General features: G+C 70.7%; 13 protein-coding genes and 1 other RNA gene. 8 read left to right on the forward strand and 6 right to left on the reverse strand.

Translation table 11 applies throughout. From position 1 onward, the window contains the following. Positions 1-117 precede the first annotated feature (117 nt). Positions 118-1140 (reverse strand): LacI family DNA-binding transcriptional regulator, encoded by a 1023-nt coding sequence (locus QRN30_RS13750; protein ID WP_284761220.1) that lies wholly within the window; start codon positions 1138-1140, stop codon positions 118-120. A gap of 68 nt (positions 1141-1208) precedes the next feature. On the opposite strand from QRN30_RS13750, the gene QRN30_RS13755 reads away from it, so the two are divergent. The 8 genes from QRN30_RS13755 (at position 1209) to QRN30_RS13790 (ending at position 8136) form a co-directional block, all read left to right on the forward strand. Next, on the forward strand, positions 1209-2096 hold the full coding sequence (locus QRN30_RS13755) for a sugar phosphate isomerase/epimerase family protein (RefSeq protein ID WP_284761221.1): 888 nt from the start codon (positions 1209-1211) through the stop codon (positions 2094-2096). A gap of 2 nt (positions 2097-2098) precedes the next feature. Next, complete coding sequence (locus QRN30_RS13760) at positions 2099-3094, forward strand: Gfo/Idh/MocA family oxidoreductase (RefSeq protein ID WP_214563653.1); 996 nt, start codon at positions 2099-2101, stop codon at positions 3092-3094. 45 nt (positions 3095-3139) lie between these two features. Then, positions 3140-4249: a peptide chain release factor 2 gene (gene prfB, locus QRN30_RS13765; protein WP_017888216.1), complete on the forward strand. Its 1110-nt coding sequence runs from the start codon at positions 3140-3142 to the stop codon at positions 4247-4249. A gap of 61 nt (positions 4250-4310) precedes the next feature. Then, positions 4311-5066, forward strand: coding sequence for a cell division ATP-binding protein FtsE (gene ftsE, locus QRN30_RS13770; RefSeq protein ID WP_017888215.1), 756 nt, complete (start codon positions 4311-4313; stop codon positions 5064-5066). Continuing rightward, positions 5063-5977 (forward strand): permease-like cell division protein FtsX, encoded by a 915-nt coding sequence (gene ftsX / locus QRN30_RS13775; protein ID WP_017888214.1) that lies wholly within the window; start codon positions 5063-5065, stop codon positions 5975-5977. The genes ftsE and ftsX overlap by 4 nt, the downstream gene beginning before the upstream one ends. A 127-nt stretch (positions 5978-6104) precedes the next feature. Continuing rightward, the gene (smpB, locus tag QRN30_RS13780) at positions 6105-6581 is read left to right on the forward strand and encodes an SsrA-binding protein SmpB (protein WP_017888213.1); all 477 of its coding nucleotides are present in this window, start codon (positions 6105-6107) and stop codon (positions 6579-6581) included. Positions 6582-6676: 95 nt separating this feature from the next. Continuing rightward, positions 6677-7053, forward strand: a transfer-messenger RNA (tmRNA) gene (ssrA, locus tag QRN30_RS13785). Positions 7054-7215: 162 nt separating this feature from the next. Further along, positions 7216-8136, forward strand: a complete 921-nt coding sequence (locus QRN30_RS13790; RefSeq protein WP_284761222.1) for a hypothetical protein — start codon at positions 7216-7218, stop codon at positions 8134-8136. A 16-nt stretch (positions 8137-8152) separates the two neighbouring features. Here QRN30_RS13790 and QRN30_RS13795 read toward each other — a convergent pair whose 3' ends face one another. From QRN30_RS13795 to QRN30_RS13815, 5 genes are all read right to left on the reverse strand, one after another. Next, the gene (locus QRN30_RS13795) at positions 8153-9457 is read right to left on the reverse strand and encodes an LLM class flavin-dependent oxidoreductase (RefSeq protein ID WP_284761223.1); all 1305 of its coding nucleotides are present in this window, start codon (positions 9455-9457) and stop codon (positions 8153-8155) included. Beyond that, positions 9458-10840: an O-acetylhomoserine aminocarboxypropyltransferase/cysteine synthase family protein gene (locus QRN30_RS13800; protein WP_284761224.1), complete on the reverse strand. Its 1383-nt coding sequence runs from the start codon at positions 10838-10840 to the stop codon at positions 9458-9460. 90 nt (positions 10841-10930) lie between these two features. Then, complete coding sequence (locus tag QRN30_RS13805) at positions 10931-11644, reverse strand: M50 family metallopeptidase (protein WP_017888209.1); 714 nt, start codon at positions 11642-11644, stop codon at positions 10931-10933. Positions 11645-11807: 163 nt separating this feature from the next. Beyond that, positions 11808-13622: a glutamine--fructose-6-phosphate transaminase (isomerizing) gene (glmS, locus tag QRN30_RS13810; protein ID WP_284761225.1), complete on the reverse strand. Its 1815-nt coding sequence runs from the start codon at positions 13620-13622 to the stop codon at positions 11808-11810. Positions 13623-14108: 486 nt separating this feature from the next. Beyond that, positions 14109-16808, reverse strand: a complete 2700-nt coding sequence (locus tag QRN30_RS13815; RefSeq protein ID WP_284761226.1) for a helix-turn-helix transcriptional regulator — start codon at positions 16806-16808, stop codon at positions 14109-14111. Positions 16809-16838: the final 30 nt, after the last annotated feature.

Consider the following 16838-nt stretch of genomic DNA (forward strand, 5'->3'; position numbering starts at 1 on the left):
CGGTCGACGTCACCGTGACCGGTGTGACGGACCTGCGCCGGGCCTCCCGGTCGGCTGTTTCCCAGCGCGCCGGACAGGCGGGCGCGCTGGGACACCGCACGGTCGGCGCGTCCGTCGTCAGCGGTCGTCGGCCGTCGGTCTCGGACTGCTCGTCGTGCGCCGCACCACCAGTGACACCGGCACTCGGTGCACGCGCGGCTCCGGCGTTCGGCCGTGCACGCGTTCCCCGAGCCAGCGTGCGGCCTGGGCCCCGATCGCGAAGGTCCCGTTGTCGACCGTGGTCAGCGAGATGTGCCGGATGCTGCCGAGGTACGTGTCGTCGTAGCCGACGAGCGACACGTCGTCCGGGACGACGAGGCCGAGGTCGTCGGCCGCGGACAACGCGCCGATGGCGACGAGGTCGTTGTAGGCGACGAGCGCGGTCGGACGGTCAGCCGTGGCCAGGACTCGTCGGGCCGCCGCGTACCCGCTCTCCTCGCTCATGCCGGCCGGTACCACGACGGCGTCGGCACCGTGGCGGGTCATCGTCGTGCGGAAACCCTGCTCGCGGAGCTCCCCGACGCGCCCGGGGCCGACGAGGTGACCGATCCGCGTGTGCCCGAGTGCGAGGAGGTGCTCGGTCGCGATCGACGCGCCGGCGTGGTCGTCGTTCACGACCACGTCGGTGTGCAGGTCGTCCGGCTCGTAGGTCCCGGCGAGGACCACCGGGATATCCTGGGCGGCCCGTCGGAGCGCGGCGTCGTCCTCGGTGGTGCCGACCACGACGATCCCGTCGACCTGTTGTCGCAGGAGCATGTCCACGGGGGAGCCGCCCACGCGCCGGGTGGTCGCCGAGTCGACCAGGATGGGTGCCAGCCCGACGGTGTCGAGTGTGGCGGTCAGGCCGGCGAGCAGGTCGACGAACCAGGGGTTCCGCAGGTCGTTCAGCAGCACGCCGACGGTGCCCGTCCGCTGCTCACCGAGGCTCCTGGCTGCGCGGTTCGGTCGGTAGCCGAGTTCGGCGACTGCTCGTTCGACGGCCGCGCGACGAGCGTCACTGACCCCTGGGTCGCCGCGGAGCGCGAGCGAGACCAGCGACTTCGAGACCCCGGCGTGCTCGGCGACGTCCCGGATGGTCGGGGCGTGGTGCGGTCTCGACATGGATGCAGGCTAGTCCTATTCTGGACCGGTCCAGTTTATTCCATTGCTGTCCAACGAAGCGAGCGCAGATGCCCCCGAAGATCTCCATGAACGTCACGACGACGTTCCACGGCAACGTCGTCCAGGACATCCGACTGGCGAGGGAAGCCGGGTACGGCGGGATCGAGCTGCAGAGCCCGAAGCTCTACCGGTACCTCGACGCCGGCTACGACATCCGGACGCTGCCGCCGCTGCTCGAGGGGCTCGAAGTGACGGGGCTCGGTGCGGTGCTCGACATCGAGCGTCGGGGTGCCGGTCGCGACGACTTCGTGGCGGAGGTCGAGCGCATGTGCGGTGTGGCGACCGCCGTCGGGGCGCCCATCGTGCAGCTGTGCACCGGGCCGGTCGATTCCGCGGTCGTCCGTGACCACCGCGCGGGCCGCCTGGCCGACGACGACACCCGGTACCGGGCGACGCTCGGACTCGACGAGGACGCAGCGGTCCGCATCACCGGAGCGAACGTCCGTCTGGCGGCGGACATCGCTGCGGACCACGGACTCGAGGTCTACCTGGAGCCCCTCGCGTGGGCGCACCTCAACCGATGCCGGCACGCGCTGGACATCATCGAGGAGGCCGGGCGCGACAACGTCGGCATCGCACTCGACACCTGGCACTTCTGGACGACCGGGGACACGCTGGCCGAGGTCCGAGCGCTGCCCGCGTCGGTCATCAAGGCCGTCCACCTGTCGGACGGGTTCGACCTGGACCGCGACCGGACGGTTCCCGACCAAGCCGTCCACCGCAACGTCGTCATCGGTGGCGGTGCGATCCCGCTGCAGCAGTGGGTCGACGCGATCAAGGCCACCGGCTACGACGGATGGTGGGTCACCGAGATGTTCTCCGACCGGGCGAACGAACAGGATCCCGCCGTCGTCGCACGCACGATGCACGACCTGACCGCGATCCTGGTGGGCTGATCATGACGCAACGCTTTGCCCTCGTCGGCGCCGGGTTCATCGGCGCTGTGCACGCCGCGTCCCTCGCAGCGCACACCGACGTCGACTTCGTGGGGATCCACGACGTCGATCGTGACCGCGCTGCGTCGCTGGCGGCACGCCACGGCACCCGGGCGCTCACCCAGGACGAGGCGTTCGACGCGGCGCAGGTCGACGCGGTCTTCGTCGCTTCCTCCACCGACACCCACGCGCAGCACCTGCGCGCTGCCGCAGACGCCGGGATCGCCGTGCTCTGCGAGAAACCCATCGCTGCCGGGTTCGCCGACGCGGTCGCGGTGGTGGAGCACGTGCGTGCCAGCGGCGTGCCCGCGATGCTCGACTTCAACCGGCGGTGGGACCGCGACCACGCCGAGCTGCAGCGCATCGTCGCCGCGGGGGAGATCGGGGCGGTCGAGCTCGTCCAGCTCAGTTCCCGCGGTCCGTCCCTGCCGCCGCTCGACTACCTGCGGGTCTCGGGCGGACAGCTTCGTGACCAGACCGTGCACTTCTTCGACCTCGTGCGGTGGATCACCGGCGAGGACCCGGTGACGGTCGCGGTGGCGGGTTCCGCGCTCGTCGACCCGGCCATCCGCGAGTTCGGCGACGTGGACACATCGGTCACGACTCTCACGATGCCCTCCGGCGCGCTCGTGCAGATCGACAGCGTGCGGCGCACCGGCTACGGCTACGACGAGCGCATCGAGGTCATGGGATCGTCCGGACTCGTCGAGTCGCGGCGGAACCACCGCGGGAACGTCGCTCGTTACACCGATGGGCAGATCGTCGCGGACGGACTCCACGACGGCTGGTTCGAGCGTGTGCAGCCCACCTACGCCGCGACGCTCGCCGCCTTCGTCGCGTCGCTCGAGTCCGGATCCGAGCCGCCGGTCTCCCTGGAGGACGGGCTCAGGGCCCAGGCCATCGCCGAGGCGGCCACTCGTGCCCTGTCGTCGGGACGGACGGAGCACATCGACTACTGACCCCCGGTCGGCCGAGTCGGACTCGCGCCGGTAGGATCGATGACCATGGTCGAACTGGACTTCACCGAGCAGCTCTCCGCCCTTCGCGAGACCTTCGGCAACATCCGCTCGGTGGTCGACGTCGACCGCCTGCAGCGTGAGATCGCCGACCTCAGCGAGCAGGCCGGGGCCCAGGACCTCTGGGACGACGTCGACCACGCGCAGCAGGTGACGAGCTCGCTCTCGCACCGGCAGTCGGAGCTGAAGAAGATCACCGACACCGAGCAGCGCATCGACGACCTCGAGGTGCTGGTCGAGATGGCGAACGAGGGCGACGACCAGGAGTCGGCCGACGAAGCCCTCGCCGAGCTCAAGGCGATCCAGAAGATGATCGGCGACTTCGAGGTGCAGACGCTCCTCGACGGCGAGTACGACGACCGTCCGGCCGTCATCACGATCCGTGCCGGCGCCGGTGGTGTCGACGCGGCGGACTTCGCCGAGATGCTCCTCCGCATGTACCTCCGGTACGCCGAGCAGCACAACTTCAAGACCACCGTGATGGACACCTCCTACGCCGAAGAAGCGGGCATCAAGTCCGCGACGTTCGAGATCGACGCCCCGCACGCGTTCGGCACGCTGTCGGTCGAGGCCGGCACCCACCGCCTGGTCCGGATGTCGCCGTTCGGCGCCGCCGGCAAGCGCCAGACGTCCTTCGCGGCGGTCGAGGTCATCCCGCTCATGCCGGAGACCGCCGTCATCGACATCCCCGAGAACGACATCCGTGTCGACGTGTTCCGCTCGTCGGGCCCCGGCGGACAGTCCGTCAACACGACCGACTCGGCGGTGCGGCTGACGCACATCCCGACCGGCACCGTGGTCTCGATGCAGAACGAGAAGTCACAGATCCAGAACCGCGCAGCCGCCATGCGCGTGCTGCAGTCGCGCCTGCTCCTGCTGAAGAAGGAAGAGGAGAACGCGAAGAAGAAGGAGCTCGCCGGCAACATCACGGCGAGCTGGGGCGACCAGATCCGCTCGTACGTCCTGGCGCCGTACCAGATGGTCAAGGACCTCCGGACGGAGCACGAGGTGAACAACCCCTCAGCCGTGTTCGACGGCGATCTGGACGGCTTCATCAACGCCGGCATCCGCTGGCGCAAGCAATCCGTCGCCGACTAGGGGTCCGTGAGCCGCGCGCCTCGCTTGCTTTCCAAGCGGGGCGACCTACCCTGATCCGGTCATGATCAAATTCGACCAGGTCACCAAGGTCTACTCGGGCAACCCGAGTCCGGCGCTCGACAACCTCACCCTCGAGATCCTCAAGGGTGAGTTCGTGTTCCTCGTGGGCGCGTCCGGTTCCGGCAAGTCCAGCTTCCTGCGCCTCGTGCTCAAGGAGGAGAAGCCCACCAGCGGGCAGATCCACGTGCTCGGGCAGCGCCTCGGGTCCCTGGCGTCGCGGAAGGTCCCGTACTTCCGACGCAACCTCGGCGTGGTGTTCCAGGACTTCCGTCTGCTGCCGAACAAGAACGTGTTCGACAACGTGGCGTTCTCGCTGCAGGTCATCGGCAAGAGCAAGGGCTTCATCAGTGAAGCCGTGACCGACGTGCTGAAGCTCGTCGGACTCGCCGGCAAGGCCACCCGCATGCCGCACGAACTCTCCGGTGGTGAGCAGCAGCGTGTGGCCATCGCCCGCGCCGTCGTGAACAAGCCGGCGATCCTGCTGGCCGACGAGCCCACCGGAAACCTGGACCCCACCACGTCCGCCGGCATCATGGCGCTCCTCGAACGCATCAACCAGGGAGGCACCACCGTGCTGATGGCGACGCACGACGCCAGCATCGTGAACCAGATGCAGCGGCGGGTCATCGAGCTCTCGAACGGCACCGTCCTGCGTGACGAGCAGTCCGGCGGCTACCAGACCCAGGCCGTCCCGATCCAGCGAGGCACCGTGTCCAACACCACCGGCATCCAGACGATCCCGGGGCTCATCCGATGAGGCTCGGACTCGTCATGTCCGAGGTCGGCTCGGGCCTGCGGCGCAACGCGTCGATGGTCGTCTCCGTCGTCCTCGTGACCTTCATCTCACTGACCTTCGTCGGTACCGCGATCCTGCTGCAGATGCAGATCAACCAGATGAAGGGGTACTGGTACGACCGGGCGCAGGTCGCCGTCTACCTGTGCACCGACACCGACACCACGGGCAACTGCACCGGCGCGAAGGCCACCGCGGACCAGCGCGAACAGGTCCAGGCGCAACTCGAGTCGTCGACGCTCAAGCCCTACATCGAGAAGACCTACTACGAGAACCAGGACCAGGCCTTCACCCGGTTCAAGGAGCAGTTCAAGGACTCGGCCGCGACGGAGTTCGTCAAGCCGGAGTACCTGAACGAGACCTTCTGGGTCAACCTGAAGAACCCGTCGCAGGCCGATGTCCTGGTCGAGAGCCTGTCGAAGGTCGCCGGCGTGCAGAGCGTCGTCGACCAACGCGGGTACCTGCAACCGATCTTCAACCTGCTCAACGCATCGTCGTACACGGCGATCGGCATCGCGGGGCTCATGCTCGTGGCGGCCGTGCTGCTCATCGCGACGACGATCCGGTTGTCGGCGTTCAGTCGACGGCGAGAGCTCGGCATCATGCGACTCGTGGGTGCGTCGAACCGGTTCATCCAGACACCGTTCGTGCTCGAGGGGGTGATCGCCGCAGCCATCGGAGCCGTCCTGGCCGGCGGCGCGATCACCGCCGTGGTGTGGTTCTTCGTCCGGAACTTCCTGGCGGAGCGCTTCACCGGCACGGCGTTCATCGGCATGGGGGACGCGGCCATCGTGGTCCCCGCGGTGATCGTGATCGGGGTGCTCCTCGCAGCGGCATCGGCATCGATCGCCATCCGTCGGTACCTGAAGGTCTGACGCAGCACAGCATCCGCGAGCGGGCGGCGCGCCGGGAAGGTGCGCCGCCCGCTTCGTGTTGAGTAGTCTGTAGGGCTGCGCGGAACCATCCGGCGCAGTGCACCGGTCACCATCGAGAGGAGTCGTCATGGCGAAGGAACGCGGTGAGAAGATCGTCGCGACGAACCGTCGCGCCCGACACGACTACCTCATCGAGGACACGTACGAAGCAGGCATGGTCCTGTCCGGCACCGAGGTGAAGTCCCTGCGCATGGGGCGTGCGTCACTCGTCGACGGGTACGCCTTCATCGACGGTGGCGAAGCCTGGATCGACGCCGTGCACATCCCGGAGTACACCGAGGGCACGTGGAACAACCACTCGCCCCGACGGAAGCGCAAGCTGCTCCTGCACAAGCAGCAGATCGTGAAGATCTCGCACAAGACGGCGCAGGGTGGCTACACCCTGGTGCCGTTGCAGATCTACTTCCACGACGGTCGGGCCAAGATCGAGATCGCCGTCGCGAAGGGCAAGCGCGAGTTCGACAAGCGCCAGGCCCTGCGCGAGAAGACCGACAAGCGTGAGGCCGAGCGGGCCATGCGCACGCGGAACCGTGTCGGCGAGTAGCGCCGACGCACGTCCTCGGCTAGACTGAGGGACTGCTCCGATCGGGGCATTGGCAACTCAACAGCGTGACAGCGGTTCGCACGTCCGGCCCGCATGGGGATGATCGGTTTCGACATTGCCTGTGTGCCGACGGGAAGCGGGCCGAGGACCCACGGTTATCTCGTTAACGATCCGTGGAAACCAACAAGTGCCAATTCCAAGCGCACTGACTTCGCTCTCGCTGCGTAAGCAGCCCAGCACATGAAGTCCGTCGGCCAGGTGACCGTCCCCTAACCTGATCCCGACGTCATCCAGAGGACTTGCTGCACGGTTGCGCCTCAGGGCCGTGCGGGACTTGCACTGAGACTGGGCCCGTCGTCCTAGAAGCCGGTAGCAAAGGACGGGGCCGAGCAGAACGAACTATCCGGATACGCCCGTAGAAGACGTCGAATTGCAGCGATGGACGGGGGTTCGATTCCCCCCATCTCCACCATTCGCCGAACGACGAACCGCTGTCACGCTGAGCCACCTGAACGCCCCGGCACCGTCCCCTGGACAGTGCCGGGGCGTTTCCTGTTCCGCCACGTCCGAGGACTACGCTGCGGAGCAGGCGCGCAGAACATGCTCGCGTCGAACCCGAACGAGAGGTCAGCACGTGGTGCAGGAGATCGCGATCCGTGTCCGTCTGCGGGAGCAGGAACGAGTGGTGCTCAGCGAGTACGAGCGGATCGTGGGCTCCGTCGCCACGGTCGCCGCCCTCGCCGCCTGGCTGCCGAACCCCGACACCCGACTGGTCGTCCGCGGCCGCGGTGCCGAACCGGTGCGGCTCGAGACCGTCACGTACGGGTCGGTGGTCGAGATGCTCGTCGTGCTCGACCAGCGCTCCGCCGGGGTGGAACGTGCCGCCGCCGCCATCGCCGCGCTCATCGAGTCGGTCCGGCACGAGCACGTCGCCGACGACGTCTCCGGGGTCGCCGGGGAACTCGACCGGCTCGACCGCGCTGCCCCGCGCGGCCGCTCCGTCGTGGAACGCGCCCTGCGGACGTTCCTCGAGGGGGCACGGTCCGACGTCCTCGCGCGCCGGTCCACGACCCGCGTGCGGACCGCGCAGGCGCTGCTCCGACTCGCCGAGGCGGACGCGGTGCTCACGGTCGAACGGGTCGCCGATGCCCTGGCGCCGGTGCTCGAGGAGCACGCGGTCGACGTCGAGCTGGACACCGGCTCCGCCGTGGTCGTCGCGCCGATCGACGGGGTGGAGTCGCCGGAGACCGAGGCTGCGCCCGGCGACGCCGACGCCTCGCAGGCGGAGCGGGAGGCCGTGTCGGCCGTCCTGCCGCTGCCGACGGGTGCGAGCAAGGCGAAGTCGAAGCAGGACGACGGCAAGAAGAAGAAGTCCAAGCAGGACGGCGACAAGAAGAAGCAGTCGAAGCAGGACGACAGCAAGAAGAAGCAGTCGAAGCAGGACGACGGCAAGAAGAAGCAGTCGAAGAAGGACGACGGCAAGAAGCAGTCGAAGAAGGACGACGGCAAGAAGCAGTCCAAGAAGGACGACGACAAGAAGTCCAAGAAGAAGTAGCTCGCCGCCGCTCCCGCTAGAAGTCGAACAGGTTCGCCCGGATCCCTCCGGCGCCGTAGTCCCGTCGCAGCAGCCCGCGGCGCCGGAGCACGGGCACCAGGTCGCCGAACATCCGGTGGATCTGCGCCGGGTGCAGGTCACCCGAGAAGATGATCCCGTCGTTGTCGGCGTCGCTGCCGAGCTCCTCGATGAAGTCCGCGAACTCGTCGGCGGTCCCCACAAACCCCGAGCGTGACGCGATCCGCCCCTGCCGTGCCTTGCGGGTGAGCAGTTCCCGCAGCGGTGCGTCCGGGGTGTCCCCGAGCAGCCCGCGGATCGTGCCGGCCGAGACGTGCTCACCGAAGGTCCCGTCGGGTACCGGGGCGTCCAGGTCGAGCGCGAGCAGGTCGGTCTCGGAGTCGCTCGACCACGCGATGGCCGCCGCACGCAGCGCGTCGTCCGAAGGGTGCTCGGACGCCGCGACGATGCGGTCGGCCTCCTCCGGCGAGGACACGATCACCGGCTTGAGCACGAACAGGATCCGCAGGTCCGACGCGGAGCGCCCCGCCGCTTCCGCTGCAGCGATCATCCGTGCTCGGTAGTCCGTCACCGCGGCGGCCGACAACGGCGCGAGCGCGAGCTGCACGTCCGAGTGGGTCCCGGCGAACGCGAGCCCACGACCGGAGCCGCCGGGGGAGACGACGACCGGGTCCGAGGCGAGCGGCAACGCGTTGAGCGGCCCGTCGGCGGTGAAGTGGGTGCCCTCGTGGTGGAACGCGTCGAGGGCGTCCCCGTCCGCGAAGTGCCAGGAGTCCGGCGCCCCGACGTACCCGTCGCCCCACGAGTGCCAGAGCCGGCGGAGCAGCGTGATCCACTCCTCGGCGCGGTCGTACGCCTGGTCGTGGGGCAGCGGCAGCAGGCCGGCGTGCCGTGCACTGCCGACGTCGGTGACGACGTTGATCCCCAGGCGGTCCGAGGACAGGTGTGCCAGGGTCGCGAACTGCCGTGCCGCCAGGTACGGCGGGGTGATCCCCGCGTTGACGGTCGGCGCGATGCCGATGTGCGAGGTGGCGGCGAACAGGTACGGGGCGAGCAGCAGCGGGTCGTGCTTCGGGCCGCCGTACGCCTGCCGGATGCGCAGGTCGAGGGTCGCGGGGTTCCCGAGCGAGACGGCGTCCTCGGCGATGACCAGGTCCATGCCGGCCTGCTCGAGTGTCCGGACGGACTGCTGGTACAGGTCCGGCTTCGTCCAGTCGTGGCCCCAGTCCCAGTCGGACCGCCCCCACGCCTGCGGGCCGAAGCCCCGCGAGAAGAAGTACCCGAAGTGCTGCAGCTCGGCCATTCAGCGCTCCTGCCGGTCGAGGGCCGGCCCATCGACCGACGAGCGGTGCGCGTCGGACGCTCCACGTGCCTCCAGGCCGGTGGTCGCTGCGGACCGCACGGCGGCGAACCCGCGTTCCAGGTCGCTGAGCAGGTCCGCGATTTCCTCGATGCCCACCGACAGCCGGATCAGGCCGTCGTCGATGCCCTGCTCGGCGCGTTCTTCCGGCGTGCGGCCGGCGTGGGTGGTGGTCGCCGGGTGCAGGATCAGCGAGCGGACGTCGCCCAGGTGGGTCATCCGGCTGAACAGCTGCACGGCGTCGATGAACGCGCGCGCGGCGGCTCCGCCACCGGCGAGCGTGAAGGCGAAGACGGATCCGGCCCCACGGGGCAGGTAGCGCTGGGCGAGGTCGTGGAACGGACTGGAGGCCAGGCCCGCGTGGTCGACGCTCGTCACCTCCGGCTGCTGGTCCAGCCAGGACGCGACGGCCAGCGCGTTCGCGCAGTGGCGTTCCACCCGCAGCGACAGCGTCTCGATGCCCTGGCGGAGCAGGAACGCGTTGAACGGGGACGGCGCCGGACCGATGCGTGCGGCGACGACGTCGCGGGCGAACACGGCGAACGCCCGGTTGCCGTACCGCTCGACGTAGCTCTCGCCGCCGAGGGACCGTTCGGGGCTGGTCAGGTGCGTCCAGCGCTCGGGGGCGGCGGACCAGTCGAAGCGGCCGCCGTCGACGACCACCCCGCCGAGTCCGGCACCGTGCCCGGACAGGAACTTCGACGCCGAGTGCACGACGATGTCCGCACCGTGCTCGACCGGGCGCACCAGGTACGGCGTGGCGAGGGTGTTGTCGACGATCAGCGGGACCCCGGCGTGGTGCGCGGTCTCGGCGACGCCGGCGATGTCGAGGACGTCGTTCTTCGGGTTGGGGATCGTCTCGGCGAAGAACGCCTTGGTGTTCGGCCGGACCGCGGCTGCCCAGACGTCGAGGTCGCGGGCGTCGGTGACGAAGTCGACCTCGATGCCGAGCCGGCCGAGGTTCTGCAGCAGCAGTCCGCGGGTGCCCTCGTAGATGCTCCGGGCGCTGACGACGTGGTCGCCGGCCTGCAGCAGCCCGAGGAACGCCACGGTCGCCGCCGCCTGGCCGCTGCCGACCAGGATCGCCTGGACCCCGCGTTCGAGCAGCGCCACGCGACGCTCGACGCCGGCGTTCGTGGGGTTGCCGAGTCGCGTGTAGGTGTAGCCGTCGTCGGTGTCGGCGAAGCGGTCACGGGCCTGGTCGAAGTCGTCGAACAGGAACCCGGAGGACATGTGGATCGCGGGCACCCGGGCGCCGTGCCCGGCGTCGGGCACGAAGCCGCCGTGCACCTGTTCGGTCGCGAAGCCGTGGTCGTCGGTCGCCATGGGACACCTCCGGGGGTCGTGTGGCGATAGCCTCGCAGCCCCTCGGGGCGGACAGGCGATTGCGGCCCCCGGTTACGTGGCCGCCACCCCTCAGACGAGCGCGCGGACCCCGGCGACGACGGTGTCCCAGACCTGGAGCAGGGGCTCACGCGCCAGCCACACCGCGACGGCGTTGACGAGGACGAACAGCACGAACCACAGCGACGCCGGCACCCGCATCTCGGCTGCGGCGATGTGGAAATCGGTCTGCACCCGGGCGCCGGTGAGCAGCCAGCGACCGACCTGCACCACCGACCGCAGGCCGTCGACGACGAAGAAGGCCCCGACGGCGGCGACCACCAGCACGGTCACCTCGGACGGGCGGACGGCCACCCACAGGGCGAGGGCGTCGAAGCCGAGCACGACGAGCAGGCCGAACCAGTTCCGGACGAAGGCGAGCGCCACGAGGCCGATGACCGCGAGCACCACCACGGGCAGCCAGCGGGAGCCGTGCAGCACCCCGGTGACCAGGAGCACACCCGCCCACAGGGGCGCGCTGTAGCCGGCGTACAGGTTGAGGATGCGGACGAGCCACCGGATGCCGCCGGGCACCCGTCCGAGTTGGACCCAGGCCTCGCCGGAGCCGTCCGGGTGCAGTTCGATGCGCTGGATGCGTCCGCCGAACGGCACGACGACGATCGCGTGCCCGACCTCGTGCGCGATGGTGGCGGCGATGCGTGCCACACGGCCGACGAACGGCACGAACGGCAGGACGGCGCCGACGAGGAGCGCGACGAAGACGAGGGGCGGGGCTGCGGTGGTCAAGCCACCAGCATCGCAGCCCCGCCCAGGAAGATCCTGCGGGACCGGCGTCAGGGGAGCACGGCGGTCGTCAGCACCACCGTGACCAGGACCACGGTGCTGGCGATCGCCAGGGCGGTGAGGACGGCGAGGAACACCGTCAGGCGGTTCACGCGTCGGCGCCCGGCTACTCGACCGTCACCGACTTCGCCAGGTTCCGGGGTTTGTCGACGTCGCACCCGAGCTGCAGGGCGAGTTCACGGGCGAGCATCTGCAGGGGCACGACGGCCTCGAGCGGACCCCACGGCGCCGTCATCGCGCCCCAGGTCAGGCCACCGGTGCCACGGCGGCCGAGCGCGGGGATGTCCGCCGACTCGCCGCCGATGGTGATGACGAAGCCACCGCGGGCCCGGACCTCGGCGATCGCCGACCGGATCTTCGGTTCGCCGTGGTCGATGACGACCACCGGTGTGCCCTCGTCCACCAGGGCGAGCGGTCCGTGCTTGAGTTCACCGGCGGGGTAGGCCTCGGCCCAGCGGTAGCTGAGCTCCTTGAGCTTCAGGGCGCCCTCGGCGGCGTACGGCAGCCCGGTGCCACGGCCGAGGAACAGGAATCCGGTCGCCTCCTTGACGCTCGACGCCAGCAGCGGCATCCGCTCGGCGGACACCCGCGCGGCGTGCTCGATCCGGACGGGCAGGTCGAGCAGCTCGTCGACGAGCACCTGGGCGTGCGACGGCTCGATGCGGCCGGAGGCGACCATCGCGGCGATCATCGCCGCGACGCCGACGACGACCTGCGCCGTGAACGTCTTCGTGGCGGCGACCCCGATCTCCGGACCGGCGTGGCAGTCGAGCACGGCGTCCGCTCGTCGGGCCAGCGAGGAGTGCATGTTGTTCGTCAGCGCGAGCACCGGGTGGCGGTCCTCGAACCGGTCCAGGGCGCGGAGCACGTCGGCCGTCTCACCGGACTGGCTGATCGCGACGACCAGGGTGTCAGGACCGAGCACGGCCTGGTCGGCCTCGCTCGCGACGACGATGTCGGTCGGCACCCCGCCGATCCCGCGCAGTGCCGTCGCGATCACCTGACCGGCGTTCAACGACGTGCCGCAGGCGACGATCGCCAGCCGGTGGAAGCCGGCCAGACCGAGGCCCACCCACATGCTGCCGTCGGCGGTGCGCCGGGCCACCCGGTCCAGGATCGTCGCGACGACGTCGGCCTGCTCGCCGATCTCCTTGGCCATGTGGTCGGTGTGGTCACCGAGGTCGAGCGCGGCCGCGGCGAACGGGGACGCCGTGGGGAACGGCACGGGCACCGTGATGCCGTCGGACGACCAGGTCCAGGCTTCGCCGAGCTCGACGACGTCGCCGTCGCGGAGCGCCACGAACGTCTCGCACCACTCGGCGATCGCACCGATGTCGCTCGCCACGAAGTCACCGCGGCCGGAGCGGGCGACGACCAGCGGGGAACAGTCCGCCGCCACGACCATCCGGCCGTCCCGGGCGTCCAGCACCACGATCGCCCACGACCCCTCGAGCTGCGCCGTCGCGATCTGCACCGCGAGCATCAGGTCTGGGTCGACCGTCAGGGCCCGCTCGACCAGGTGGGCGATGACCTCGGAGTCGACGTCGGACCGGAACCGGTGCCCCTGCGCCTCGAGCGTCTGCCGCAGCCGCTCCGCGTTCTCGATGATGCCGTTGTGCACGATCGAGATCCGGCCGGTGCAGTCGGCGTGCGGGTGTGCGTTCGCCTCACGCACCGCACCGTGCGTGGCCCAGCGGGTGTGGCCGATGCCGATGCCGGTGAGCGCGTCGCCGGAACGGGCCGCGACGAGCGTGCGCAGGTCGCCGACGCGGGAGACCGAGCGGATCGTCTCGGCGCCGCCGACGGCCGTCCGGACGGCGATGCCGGCGGAGTCGTACCCGCGGTACTCGAGTCGTTCGAGTCCGTCGAGCAGGTAGGGGGTCGCGTCGTCAGACACGCGGGCCGCGATGATGCCGCACATCGGTTGTCCCTTCGGGGGAGCGAGGGTGGGTGGAACGGGGCGGTGGGGCTGCACCGACCGCCGTCGGGTCTGCCGCGCGTCCGGGTCCCCTGGGCGGGGGAACCGGCGCCCGTCCTCGGATCAGGCGAGGACGGACGTCGGTGTCGTTGGGCCGAGGGGCTCGGGTACCGGACGGGGGTACCGCGGGCTGGCCCCGGGGGAGGGGCACGGCGGTCGGTGCAGGAGAAGCCTCACCCGCCGCCGACCCCACGGCAACACCGGTCGGCCGCTCTTGCGGTTCCCCGCGCGCGGGGGCACACCGCCCTGCGGGCGCGTGCGGACTCCCGCAACCGCGCGCGCTTCGCGTGGAGCGACGCGCCAGCGGCGCGCGGCGCCAGCGCCGACCGAGCCTGCGAGGTCGGTTGCGTGAAGACGTGGAGCGCAGACGGACAGGAGGCCCGGTACCAGCTGGTACCGGGCCTCCCCTTCATCCTGTGGTGGCGTCTCCTACGTGAGGAGCGCGACCAGGTGCGATCGCGACCGCGCGCCGACCTTGCGGTAGATCTGCGTGAGCCGCAGTTCCACCGTGCGCTGCGACATGAACAGCGACGACGCGATCTCACGGTTGCGGTACCCCTCGGTGACCTTCTGCACCACCGCGCGCTCCTCGGCGGTCAGCGACGTGAGCACCGCCGACGCGTCCGGCGCGCTGCGCGGCGTCCCGGGGAACGCCGGCGACAGCACCGGCGCGGACCGGACCGACGACGAGCCCGTGCCGAACGGCGGCATCGCCGCAGCCGGCGCCGGGGTCACGAGCGGACGACGCAGGCCCGCCGCCTCGTAGGCCGCTGCGGCCGCCGCACCCAGGCGCGGACGCTCCGCGGGGTTGCCGACCGCGGCCAGCGCCGCGAACGTGCGAGCCCGCTCGTACTGCGAGTCGTGCGGCTGGAACAGCTCCAGCGCGCGGCGACGAGCCGACTCGCGGGTGGTGTCGTCGGCGACGAGCGCCAGGCTCCGCGCCAGCACCAGGGCACCCCACCGACCCGGGCGGGCGTGGTGGTCCGCAGCAAGACGGGCCGTGATCGTCCGGGCATCGTCGATCCGACCGAGGCGCACGTACGCCTCGACCAGGTCACCGAGGTGCCGGAGCACCGCCGGGTTCCGGAGCGACCGGCCGATCGCGTCGGCGGCCTCGAGCGCGGTCGCTGCCTCGTCGAGCCGACCGTCGAGCAGCAGGACCTTGCCGCGGAGCGCGTGCAGCTTCGCCGTCGCACCCCAGAGCCGACTCGTCGAACGGTGCTCGAGGCACCGGTCCACCACGTCGAGCGCCTCGGCCGACCGGCCCTCAGCGAAGTGCCGCCACGCGACGGCGATCGCCCGGGACGGCTCACGCAGCCGCTCGGCGACGGACGAGCCGGACTCCCAGACGTCGATCGCGCGGAGCGCCTGCCGGAAGTTGCCGGAGCGCACCTCGTTCTCGGACGTCAGGTACCGGGCCGCCTCGTTCCACACCGCCGCGGACTCCTGCCCACGGGCGAGCACGAGTGCGAACACCCGTCGCGCGCTCCGGTAGCGCTCGCCGATGCTCAGCGCGTGGGCGAGGAGCAGCAGGGCCGGGTCGGACATCGCCACGAGCGCCGACGTCGCGAGCCCGTCGTGCAGCTCGGTGTCGGGCGGCAGCACGCCGTCCACCGCGGCGATGAGCTCGCGCGCGGTCGTCGTGATCTCGAGGGTGTGCGCGGACGCCGACGCCTCGAGCGGTTCGATCCGGTGCAGCAGGTCCTTCGCCTGGTCGAGCTCCCACGCCTCGGCGCGGAAGCACGCCACCATGGCCATCAGTCCGGCCACGGCGTCCACCTCGGTGGGGTCGGTCGCGTCGACGGGGACGAGCAACTCGTCCGCGTGCACGGCGTCACCGCTGAGGTACTCGGCCGAGTACTGCAGACGCAGCCGGCGGACCTCGTTCGCCGTCGTCCGGAACGGACGGAGCGCCGCCAGGTACCGCGCGGCGAAACCGAGCAGACGCTTGCCGAGCATGGCCTCCGCGACCCCGAGGAGCGCGACGTGCTCGTCCTCGGTCCCGCCACCGATGTGCAGGGCACGCTCGGTCAGCGCGATCGCGGCGTGCACGGCGCCGTCCACGACGTACGACCGTGCGGCCTGCAGCAGCGCGACCACGTCGGGGACGTCGTCGACGAAGCTCCGGTGCCACGCGGCCGACCGCGGGTCGGTCTCGGCGCTCGCCGTGGCCAGCTCGGCGTGTGCCGCGCGGCGGTCACGGGCGGGCATCCGCCAGTAGAGCGCGGAACGGACCAGCGGATGCCGCACGGTGACGCTCTGCCCGCGGACGGTCGCGAGACCGGCCCCGACCAGGTCGTCCAGCTCGTCCCGGTCCCACGCCGTGGTCTTCGCGACGGGCACCAGGGCGAGCTTCGCGAGGACGTCCAGATCGCGTCCTGCGGCCGGCTCGAGTGCGAGCGCAGCGATGGCCTCGGTGGTCGGAGTGGGGCGGAGCGGGAGCACGATCGGCTCGGCACCGGTGAGTTGCTCCCGGGTGAGCACCGCGAGCTGTTCGCGGAGCGCGCCGGGGTTGCCGCCGGTCTCCTCGGCGAGGACGGCGAGGACGCCGTCGTTCGCCTCGGCCGGTGCCATGGACCGGGCGAGGAGCAGGGCCTCGTCCGACGGCAGCGGTTCGATGCGCAGGGTCGGCAGGGCCGCGAGCGGACCGTCCGACGGCACCGAGCGGACCGTCGCCACGACGCGCAGGGCGGTGCCCGCGAGCCGTCCGGCGAGGAACGCGATGAGCTCCTGGCTCTCCGTGTCCATCCGGTCGAGGTCGTCGATGAGGACGAGCGTCGGCGGCAGGGTCAGAGCGTGCACGGCGTCGAGGAAGTCGTGCGCCGCCGCCAGTCCGGCCGTCACAGCGGCCGCGGTCCCACCGGCCTGCAGCAGGTGGGCGATGTGCGCGGTGGCTCGTGGGTCGTCCAGCGCGGTGAACAGGGAGGTCACCCCGGCCAGTGGCCAGCGGGATTCACTCCCGTTGACACCGACCCGGACGATGGGCAGGGAAACGCGGTTCGAGACCGCGTCGAGGACGCTGCTGCGTCCGGAACCAGGGTCGCCGACCACGACCATCGCGGACTCCCGTGGGAGCACTGCGAGGGTCGCGATCCGGTCGACCTCGAGACGTCGACCGGTGAGTGCCATGACTCACCGGCCTCCGGGTCCGGAGGCGGA

This window comes from Curtobacterium sp. MEB011 (assembly GCF_030209655.1).
GTDB lineage: Bacteria > Actinomycetota > Actinomycetes > Actinomycetales > Microbacteriaceae > Curtobacterium > Curtobacterium poinsettiae.